This window comes from Inquilinus sp. (assembly GCF_057815775.1).
Genome location: NZ_JBYRFX010001088.1, coordinates 1 through 8,343 on the forward strand (window position 1 = coordinate 1; position 8,343 = coordinate 8,343).

8 protein-coding genes are annotated in these 8,343 nt (G+C 70.7%); 2 read left to right on the forward strand and 6 right to left on the reverse strand.

From position 1 onward, the window contains the following. Positions 1–1,908: phenylacetic acid degradation bifunctional protein PaaZ (gene paaZ / locus AC3XYG_RS38895; protein WP_489145271.1), on the forward strand; the 1,908-nt coding region annotated here is incomplete at its 5' end. On the opposite strand, the gene AC3XYG_RS38900 is transcribed toward paaZ, so the two are convergent. From AC3XYG_RS38900 to AC3XYG_RS38925, 6 genes are all read right to left on the reverse strand, one after another. Beyond that, entirely contained in the window at positions 1,905–2,903 is a 999-nt protein-coding gene (locus tag AC3XYG_RS38900; protein WP_489145272.1) for an alpha/beta fold hydrolase, read from the reverse strand. The two genes, paaZ and AC3XYG_RS38900, sit on opposite strands and share 4 nt — an antisense overlap. An 82-nt stretch (positions 2,904–2,985) precedes the next feature. After that, a complete protein-coding gene (locus AC3XYG_RS38905; RefSeq protein WP_489145273.1) occupies positions 2,986–4,005 on the reverse strand; it encodes an ABC transporter ATP-binding protein in 1,020 nt (339 codons plus the stop codon). Beyond that, on the reverse strand, positions 4,002–5,045 hold the full coding sequence (locus AC3XYG_RS38910; protein WP_489145274.1) for an ABC transporter ATP-binding protein: 1,044 nt from the start codon (positions 5,043–5,045) through the stop codon (positions 4,002–4,004). Before AC3XYG_RS38910 ends, AC3XYG_RS38905 begins: the two co-directional genes overlap by 4 nt. Beyond that, on the reverse strand, positions 5,045–5,797 hold the full coding sequence (locus AC3XYG_RS38915; protein ID WP_489145275.1) for a copper homeostasis protein CutC: 753 nt from the start codon (positions 5,795–5,797) through the stop codon (positions 5,045–5,047). The genes AC3XYG_RS38910 and AC3XYG_RS38915 overlap by 1 nt, the downstream gene beginning before the upstream one ends. A gap of 26 nt (positions 5,798–5,823) precedes the next feature. Continuing rightward, entirely contained in the window at positions 5,824–7,287 is a 1,464-nt protein-coding gene (locus AC3XYG_RS38920; RefSeq protein WP_489145276.1) for a M81 family metallopeptidase, read from the reverse strand. A gap of 8 nt (positions 7,288–7,295) precedes the next feature. Further along, entirely contained in the window at positions 7,296–7,982 is a 687-nt protein-coding gene (locus AC3XYG_RS38925; protein WP_489145278.1) for an ROK family protein, read from the reverse strand. 50 nt (positions 7,983–8,032) lie between these two features. On the opposite strand from AC3XYG_RS38925, the gene AC3XYG_RS38930 reads away from it, so the two are divergent. After that, a partial coding sequence (locus AC3XYG_RS38930; RefSeq protein WP_489145277.1) for an ROK family protein occupies positions 8,033–8,343 on the forward strand: 311 nt, incomplete at its 3' end.

Genomic DNA, 8,343 nt, shown 5'->3' on the forward strand with positions numbered 1-8,343 from the left:
GGCCTGGATTTCGCCGGCATGGTGCGCCACGCCCGCGAGGTCGGTGGCCCGGCGCTGCGCCGGCTGACCTTCCACCAGCGCGCCGACCTGCTGAAGGCGCTGGCGCTGTACCTGTCCGAGCGGAAGGAGCCGCTCTACGCCCTGGCCGCCGACACCGGCGCCACCCGCCGCGACAACCTGATCGACATCGACGGCGGGCTGGGCACGCTGTTCGCCTATGCCTCGCGCGGGCGGCGCGAGCTGCCGAGCGAGCGCTTCCTGGTCGAAGGCGGGGTCGAGCCGCTGTCCAAGGGCGGCAGCTTCGTCGGGGTGCATGTGCTGACGCCGCTGACCGGCGTCGCGGTCCACATCAACGCCTTCAACTTCCCGTGCTGGGGCATGCTGGAGAAGCTGGCCCCGGCGATCCTGGCCGGGGTGCCGGTCATCACCAAGCCGGCCTCGGCCACCGCCTATGTCGCCGAGGCGGTGGTGAAGCTGATCGTCGAATCCGGCATCCTGCCGCCGGGCGGCCTGCAGCTGATCGCCGGCAGCACCGGCGACCTGCTGGACCATCTGACCGGGCAGGATCTGGTCGCCTTCACCGGGTCGATCGAGACCTCGGAAAAGCTGCGCAACCACCCGGCGATCTCGCGCAACGCCGTGCGCTTCGTCGCCGAGCGCGATTCGCTGAACGCCGCGGTGCTCGGCCCCGACGCAACGCCGGAGACGCCGGAATTCGACCTGTTCATTCGCGAGGTGGTGCGCGAGATGACGGCCAAGGCCGGGCAGAAATGCACCGCCATCCGCCGCATCCTGGTGCCGCGGGCGCAGGAGAGCGCGGTGATCGCCGCGCTGCGGGCGAAGCTGACCGGCATCGAGATCGGCGACCCCCGGGAGGAGGCGACGCGGATGGGCCCGCTGGTCAGCACCGCCCAGCGCGACGACGTCCGGGGCCGCATCGCCGAACTGGCCGGCGAGACCGAGATCGTGGTGGGCGACCCCGCCAATGACGGCGCCGCCGACGGTGCCTTCATGGCCCCGGTGCTGCTGCGCTGCACCGCCCCGGCGACGGCGCGCAAGGTGCATGTGGTCGAGGCATTCGGCCCGGTCGCGACCGTGATCGCCTATGACGATCTCGACCAGGCGGTCGAACTGGCGCGCCGCGGCGAGGGCAGCCTGGTCGCCTCGATCTTCACCCATGACGACGACGTCGCCGCCGCCCTGACCTTCGGCCTGGCGCCGTTCCACGGCCGGCTGCTGATCCTGGACCGCGACTGTGCCAAGGAATCGACCGGCCACGGCTCGCCGCTGCCCGGGCTGGTGCATGGCGGCCCCGGCCGCGCCGGCGGCGGTGAGGAACTGGGCGGCATCCGCGGCGTCCACCACTACCTGCAGCGCACGGCGCTGCAGGGGTCGCCGGCCCGGCTGGCCGCCCTGACCCGCAGCTGGATCAAGGGCGCGCCGGCGCCGATGCCCGCCACCCACCCGTTCCGGCGCAACTTCGACGAGATCGCGGTCGGCGAGACGGTGGAGACCCCGTCCCGCACCATCACGGTCGAGGATATCGAGCATTTCGCCGCCTTCACCGGCGACGCCTTCTACGCCCATATGGACGAGGAGGCGGCCAGGGCGAACCCATTCTTCCCCGGCCGGGTGGCCCATGGCTACCTGATCCTGTCGTTCGCCGCCGGCCTGTTCGTCGACCCCGCGCCGGGGCCGCTGCTGGCCAATTACGGGCTGGACGATCTGCGCTTCCTGAAGCCGGTATCGCCCGGGGAATCGATCCGCGTCCGTCTGACGGTCAAACGCAAGACCGCCGCCCGCAAGCCGGAATACGGCGAGGTGCGCTGGGACGTCGAGGTGTTCAACCAGGACGACGAGACCGTCGCCCGCTACGACCTGCTGACCATGAGCGCCCGGCCGACCTAGTTACCAGCCAGCTTCGGCAGGACGTCCAGCAGCGCCCGGTTGAAGGCGTCGGGCGACTGGATCTGCGGCGCGTGGCCGTCCTCCGGGAACGGGATCAGCACCGCACCCGGAATCTGTTCGGCGGCGCGACGGCCGAGCTCCGGGTAATTCCCCAGCCTGGCCGCGGCCTCCGGCGGCGCCCAGGCCTTGCCGATCGCGGTGGTGTCGCGCTGGCCGATGATCAGCGCCGTGGGCACGCGTATGTGCTCCAGCTCATGCACCACCGGCTGGTTCAGGATCATGTCGTAGACCAGGGCCTGGTCCCACACGAAGGGCTCCCGCCCCGGCCCGGTGTACATGCCGGCCGACATCGCCACCCAGCGGTCATAGGCCGGCGCCCAGGTGCCGGCGTAGTAGGTCGATTGCTGGTAGGCCTTGATGCTGGCGGCGGTGACCTTGAGTTCCGACTGGTACCACTGGTCGACCGTCTGCTCCGGCACGCCCAGCGCCCGCCAGTCCTCGAGCCCGAGCGGATTGACCAGCACCAGCCCGGCCATGGCGTCCGGATACATCAGGGCATAGCGCATTGCCAGCATGCCGCCCATGGAATGGCCGACGACGATCGGCCTGGTCACGCCGATATGGTCGAGCAGCGCCTTTGTGTTCGCCGCCAGCTGGTGCAGTCCGAACTGATAGGCCTGGGGCTTGCTGGATTTGCAGAAGCCGATCTGGTCCGGCGCCACCACGCGATAGCCGGCCTGGACCAGCGGCCCGATCGCCTGTTCCCAGGTCGCGGCGCAGAAGTTCTTGCCGTGCAGCAGCACCACCGTGCGGCCGTTCGCATGGTCCGGCCGGATGTCCAGATAGGCCATCGACAGGGCTTGCGCCTGGGAGTCGAAGTCGAAGTGTTGGACCGGGTAGGGATAGTCGAAATCGGCCAGCATCGGGTCGGCCCGGGCGGGTGACAGGGCCGGCAGCACGGCCAGGGCCAGGGCGGCCAGGAACAGGCGTCGCATCGCGGGTCTCGTCTGTGTCGGGCTCGGATGGCAAGCCTGCCCCGGCCTGCCCGCGATGTCCCGGCCCAAAGGGTCGCAGCGGTCAGAGGTCGTCGCGGATGCACGCTTTAGCGTGGCCCGGGGCAACCTCGCGCAGCGCCGGCACCGAGGTTGCGCACTCCGCCAGCGCGTGCGGGCAGCGGGTGCGGAAGACGCAGCCGGAGGGCGGGTTGATCGGGCTGGGGATGTCGCCCTGCAGCAGGATCCGCTCGCGCCGGATCGTCGGGTCCGGCACCGGCGCGGCCGACAGCAGCGCGCGGGTGTAGGGGTGGCGCGGCGCGGTGTAGAGGCTGCGCGCCGGCGCCGTCTCCATGATCCGGCCGAGATACATGACGATGACCCGGTCGCAGAGATATTCGACCACCGACAGGTCATGGGCGATGAACAGCACGGTCAGGCCAAGGTCGCGCTGCAGGTCCTGGATCAGGTTCACCACCTGGGCCTGGATCGACACGTCGAGCGCCGAGACCGGCTCGTCCGCCACGATGAAGCTGGGCTCCACCGCCAGGGCCCGGGCGATGCCGATGCGCTGGCGCTGGCCGCCCGAGAATTCATGGGGGTAGCGGGTCATCGCATCGGGCCGCAGGCCCACCCGGCGCAGCAGCGCGGCGATCCGGTCCTGCCGCTGCCGGCCGCGCGACAGGCCATGGATGGTCAGCGCCTCGCCGACGATCTCGCCCACGGTCATGCGCGGATTCAGGCTGGCATAGGGGTCCTGGAAGACGATCTGCATCTCGCGCCGATAGGCCTGGAAGGCCGGCTTCGACAGGCCGCGAATGTCGGTCCCGGCGAAGCGCACCGCCCCCGCCGTCGGTTCGGTCAGGCGCAGGATCGACCGGCCGACCGTGGTCTTGCCCGAGCCGGATTCGCCGACCAGCCCGACCACCTCGCCCCGCTTCAGGCTGAAGGACACATCCTCCACCGCCCGGACATGCTGGCCCTTCTTGCCGAAGAACCCGCCGCCGACCGGGAACCAGGTGCGCAGCCCTTCGACCTCGAGCAGCGTCTGGCCCGGCGCCGGCAGGGCGATGGTGCTCCGGCGATCGGCCACATCGGCATTCATGCGAGATCACCCCAGCGGATGCAGCGCGACATGTGCCCGCCGCCGGTGTCGGCCAGAGCGGGCACGGCGACGGTGCAGGCGTCGATGGCGTGGCGGCAACGGGGCGCGAAGGCACAGCCGGGCGGCAGCCGCCGCGGGTTGGGCACGTTGCCGGGAATCGCCTCCAGCCGCCGGGCCTCGCCGCGGTCCAGCGCGGCATAATCGGTGCGCGGCACGCTGTTCAAGAGGCCGATGGTGTAGGGGTGGCGCGGCGATTTGAAGATCTCGACCACATCGCCCTCCTCCACCACCCGGCCGCCATACATCACGGCGACGCGGTCGGCCATCTCGGCCACCACGCCGAGATTGTGGGTGATGAACAGGATCGACATGCCGATTTCGGCCTGCAGCCGGCGCATCAGGTCCAGGATCTGGGCCTGGATGGTGACGTCCAGCGCCGTGGTCGGCTCATCCGCGATCAGCAGCGTCGGCCGGCAGCACAGCGCCATGGCGATCATCACCCGCTGGCGCATGCCGCCCGACATCTGGTGCGAATAGTCGTTCAGCCGCCGCCGCGCCGCCGGGATGCCCACCAGCTCCAGCATCTGTGCCGCCGCGTCCAGCGAGGCGCGCCGACCCAGCCCCTGGTGCAGCCGCACCGCCTCGGCGATCTGGTCGCCGACGGGATAGACCGGGTTCAGCGACGTCATCGGCTCCTGGAACACCATGGCGATGTCGTTGCCGCGGATGCCGCGCATCTCGGCCTCCGACAGGCGGGCCAGGTCGCGCTGCCGGCCGTCAGGGCCGGTGAACAGCATCTCGCCGCCGGCGATGCGGCCCGGGCTGGCGATCAGCCGCATCAGCGACAGGCTGGTGACGCTCTTGCCCGATCCGGATTCGCCGACCAGCGCCAGGGTCTCGCCCCGCCCGATGTGGAAGGTGACGCCGTCCACCGAACGGATCGGGCCATCCTCGGTGTCGAAGATGGTCTTCAGATCCTTCACCGACAGCAGCGTGTCGGTGAAGGATCGCCGGCCCGGTGCTGTACCGGCCTCCGTCATCAGGCGCCGCGCGCCGCGCGGATGGTGGCCTGCACCCGGTCGGGATCGGTCACGGTGTTGGTGTATTCGCGCTCCAGCTCCGTCCCGCCCATGCCGATGTCGGGGTTGCGGTAGACCATGCCGCTCGGCTCCTGCCGCAGGGCGGCGAAGTGCAGCTCCTTCAACCCCGTGGCGCGCTTGACGTCGGCGATCGTCGCCTCATCCAGGTCGCCGCAGCCCATGATGACGATGCGGTCGCCGGCCTGTTCCACCACCCGCTTCAGAATCTCCACCCCGGCGGTCGCAGTCGGCCGCTGGCCGCTGGTCAGCACCCGGTCGACGCCGCAGCGGATCAGCGCCTCCAGCGCCTCGTCGGCGTCGCGGGTCATGTCGAAGGCGCGGTGGCAGGTGACCTTCATCGGCCGGGCCTCGCGCACCAGCTGCGCCGTCCGCGCCTCGTCGATGCGGCCATCCGGGGTCAGGCAGCCGATGACGATGCCGGGCACGCCGAGGTCCCGCAGCGCCTTCACATCCGCCAGCATGCTGGCGAATTCGGTCTCGCTGTACAGGAAGTCGCCGCCGCGCGGCCGGATGATGACGTGGAACGGGATGCGCGCCCGGGCCTTCACCTCCAGGATCGTGCCGATGCTGGGGGTCAGCCCACCTTCGATCAGGCTGGCGCAGAGTTCGACCCGGTCAGCGCCGCCCTGCTGGGCCGCCAGGAACCCGTCCAGGCCTTCGACGCAGATCTCGATCACGGGTGTTTCGGTCATGGACGGGTCTTTCGCAACGGTGGAGGTCATCGGCCGATAGCCGCGCGGGACCGCGCCGACCAGACGGGCTGAGGCCGCCAGTCGAAGCCGCGGTCGAAGGGGAAGGTCGGGCGGGTCGTGCGGTGCCGGGCCAGGTGTTCGACATCCTGGTCGACCACGCCTGAAGACAGCGCCATCAGGTTCGGGTTGGCCAGCGGCGCCAGCTCCGGCGACAGGTAGCCGGACTTGACCACCAGGATCGCGACCTCGGCCGGGTGCACGCCCAGCCGGGTGAAATCCGAGATGTTGTGGAAGGGGCGGCGACGGGCGGTCAGCACCACCCGGATACCGCCGATGCGGACCAGCGCCTGCCGGTCGGCCGCATCGACGCCGGGGTCCAGGACCAGCACCTCGGCCTCCGCCTCCACCGGTGCGCTGCCTTGTGTGTCGAGCGTCGCACCGATGCTCAGGCGCAGACTGGCCCCGACACCGGCGGCGAAGCAGGCGTCCGTTCCCGGCCGGTCGGCGATGCCGGCGATCAGCACGTCCTGGGCGTCGCGGGCCAGCAGCGCCCGCAGCAGGTCGGCGCGGTCGCCGACGCCGCCGCCGGTCGGGTTGTCGCCGGAATCGGCCAGGATCACCGGGCGGGTCGCCGAACCGACGGCCCAGTCGACGCACTCATCCACCGTGCCGGTGCGGCTGCCGAAGACGAAGTCGCCGCGCGCATCCCAATAGGCTTGGGCCAGCCGCACCGCTTCACGCTCCATCACCGCCGGGTCGGTGCCGGTGAGGATGATGGCGGCGGTCGATCGCGGCTCATCCGCCCAGACATAGCCGACCATCATCGAGGCATCGAGGATGCCGTCGACCGCATCGACCGAGGGCAGCTGGGCGTAAAGCGACTTCGCCGGCTCGTCGACCGTGCTGGTGCGTTCGCCCGGCCACAGCACCGGCACCGGCACCCACAGCAGCAGCGGCGTCACGCCGTCTCGCAGGCGCTGCAGCAGCAGCGTGCAGGCCCGGCGCTTGGTTTCCTCGACATCGATATGCGGCGCGGTGCGGTAGGTCGAGAACATGTCGAGCGCGTCGATGATGCGCTGGCTGACATTGCCGTGCAGGTCGTAGCTGGCGGCGATCGGGCAGTCCGGCCCGACCAGCGACCGGGCGGCGGTGATCCAGTCGCCCTCCGCATCGTCCATGCCCTCGACACTCATGGCACCGTGCATGGCGAGGTACAGGCCGTCGATCGGGCCCAGCGCCTGCAGCCGGTCCAGGAATTCGGCCTTGAACGCCTCATAGGTGGCGCGGGCGACCGGGCCGCCAGGGATGGCGCGGGCGTGCAGGGTCGGCAGGAATTCCGCGTCGTAGTCGCGCAGCAGGGCGAAGGACGGGTCGGCGGTCAGCACATCGCCACGCAGCACCCGGAAATCCGCCTCGGTCGCCAGGACCGGGCTGTAGGTGCTGCATTCCGTGTGGATGCCGCCGACGGCGATGCGCAGAGGGGTTCCCATTCGTCCGTTCAGCCTTCTTCGACACGGGTCAGGAATTTGTGGGCGGCGATGCTGGCGGCGCCGCGGGCCCACAGGTCGCGGGTCGCTTGGTGGAAGCGGATCTGGGTCGAGGCGGCGAGGCGCGGCAGGACATTGGCCTCGATCGCCTGCTGGGTGACGGTGCGGAACAGCGGCCCCAGCGCCCCGTCGACATCGACCACCAGCACGAATTCCGGGTTGTTGATCTGGATGACATGGGCGATGGCCAGGCCCAGCGCGCTGCCGGCGCGGTGCAGAATCCGGATCGCGTCGGTGTTGCCCTGGGCGGCCAGCGCCTCGATCTCCGCCGTCGTCGACGCCGTCAGGCCGTGCTGCCGGGCCTGCGCCAGGATCGCCTGGCGCGGCGCGATGGTGTCGAGGCAGCCGCGCTTGCCGCAGCGGCAGGGCTGCCCGCCCGGCTCGATCGTGCAATGGGCGATTTCGCCGGCACCGCCGCCATGGCCGCGATACAGCGCGCCGTCGACGTAATGGGCGCAGCCGATGCTGTCGCCGAAGGTGACGGTGGTGAAGCTGCGATAATCCCGCGCCAGGCCGTACAGCCGCTCGCCGGTGGCGACGGCATTGGCGTCGTTCTCCAGGGTGGCCGGCACGCCGGTCGCCGCCGTCACCATCGCCGCCACCGGCAGGTCGATCCAGCCGAGATTGGCCGAATGCAGGCATCGGCGTCGCCCTGTCCGGCCTGGTCAACAACGACCAGGACCGCTGCGTGCATTCGGCCAATCTCGGCTGGCTCGACCTGCCGGTCGCGGCGGTGATCGCTGGAGCCACGGGCGTGCCGGTGTCCCTGGAGAACGACGCCAACTCCGTCGCCACCGGCGAGCGGCTGTACGGGCGGGCGCGCGACTTCCGCACCTTCACCACCGTCACCTTCGGCGACAGCATCGGCTGCGCCCATTATGTCGACGGCGCGCTGTATCGCGGCCATGGCGGCGGCGCCGGCGAGATCGCCCATTGCACCATCGAGCCGGGCGGGCTGCCCTGCCGCTGCGGCAAGCGCGGCTGCCTCGACACCATCGC